Below are 1,487 nucleotides of genomic sequence, written 5' to 3' on the forward strand. Positions count from 1 at the left end.
TGACCCGTCCTGAAAAAAGTTGACTGGTTTTAGTTAATAATCCTGTTATTGGTTGATGAAGATAATACATCCTGAATAAGGTTGATTTTTTTGTTGTTTGCCCGTGCGTTGGCAAAAATATTTTCGTGCCCTCCTTAGCTAAGAAAATATTTTTGTGCGCGGGCTCGACTCATGTTGATTGCATTGTTACTTCCTTTAGTTTGGCTGAATAATAATAGTTTTTCCATCTTCTTATCTGTGGTCCTTTCTGTTCGTGAACGGCGGCTGGTATCTGCCAGTTTAAACTGCTGTGCCTTCTTCTGTGATTGTAAATGGTAATACATCTCGAGATGTGTATCGAAGCATCATCAATGCTGTTATAATAACTGCTGATCAATTCTGTTTTCAGAATACCGTTCACTCTTTCAGCAATAGCATTTTCCAACGGGTCTCCATTGTTGGTCATACTGATTATGGCATTATGTTGAAGCAACAGACTTACATATTCATTGCTGCAATATTGAATGCCTCGATCGCTGTGATGAATCACGAAAGTTTCAGGTGGCTTTTGTGCCAGTGCCTGCTTTAAGGCTACAACGGCCGAGCTTACCTTCATATCATCCGTTACATTAAAACCTACTATCTTTCTTGAGTAGGCATCCGTTATTAAAAACAGGTACGCAAATCTTTCTTTCAGCGGTATGTAGGTAATATCTGCTACCCACAACTCATGTGCCTTCAGAGGCGTAAAGCCCTTTACCAGGTTGGGATAGCGGTAATAGTGATGCTTGCTCATGGTGGTGTAAACATTACGCTTTGTTTTGCGCACAAGAAGCTTGTTCCTTTTCAACAGATCAAAGAATTTATCTCTGCCCATCTGTATATCATGTTGCAAAAAGAAGGGTTGTAATTCGATGAATAATTTTCTTCCTCCGCATCTTGGCTGATATTTCCTGATAGCATCAATTTGCCCCAGAATCATCGCTTCATGATGTTGCTCAAAGAATTTCTTTTTATTGTGTTTGTGATATGCCTGGAATGAATAGCCCAACAGTTTACATAACTGCTGCAAACTAATATTTGCATGTTCCTGCTTAAGATGTTTTACTGTTGGGCACCAGGCTTTTTTCTGATGGGAATATTAAGATCTTTTTCCGCAATATCGATCATGGTATTGAGCGCTTCTGAACGGAGTTTTTCCCACTGGAGCTGTTTTTCCAATGCTTCAATTTTTTGCTGCAGTTCTTTAATTGATTGCTCTTGAGATGATGATTTTTGAGGTGATGAGTTCATGCTGCTTAAAGAATATTTCTTTTGCTTTTCAGTAGGCGGCAAGTTATGTATTCCCTGGTGAATAGCCACCCATTTGCAAATAGTAGTTCGACTGATGCCATACTTTTGAGCAAGCTGTCTGAAGCCCACTCCCTGCGTTAAATACTCTGTAATAATTTGTGTTTTTAAATCCATAAATAGGCTGTTTTTTAGTCAACCTATTTCAGGACGAGACA

At 39.1% G+C, this 1,487-nt stretch carries 2 protein-coding genes; both read right to left on the bottom strand.

Annotation, left to right across the window (positions count from 1 at the left end; all coding sequences use genetic code 11):
• Window positions 1-169: 169 nt before the first annotated feature.
• Window positions 170-1,051, bottom strand: coding sequence for an IS3 family transposase (locus FC093_RS23555; RefSeq protein WP_137264278.1), 882 nt, complete (start codon window positions 1,049-1,051; stop codon window positions 170-172).
• Between the two features lie 32 nt (window positions 1,052-1,083).
• A complete protein-coding gene (locus FC093_RS23560; RefSeq protein ID WP_137264279.1) occupies window positions 1,084-1,446 on the bottom strand; it encodes a helix-turn-helix domain-containing protein in 363 nt (120 codons plus the stop codon).
• Window positions 1,447-1,487 lie beyond the last annotated feature (41 nt).

Origin of the sequence: Ilyomonas limi (genome assembly GCF_005233845.1) — a bacterium.
GTDB classification, from domain to species: Bacteria; Bacteroidota; Bacteroidia; order Chitinophagales; family Chitinophagaceae; genus Ilyomonas; species Ilyomonas limi.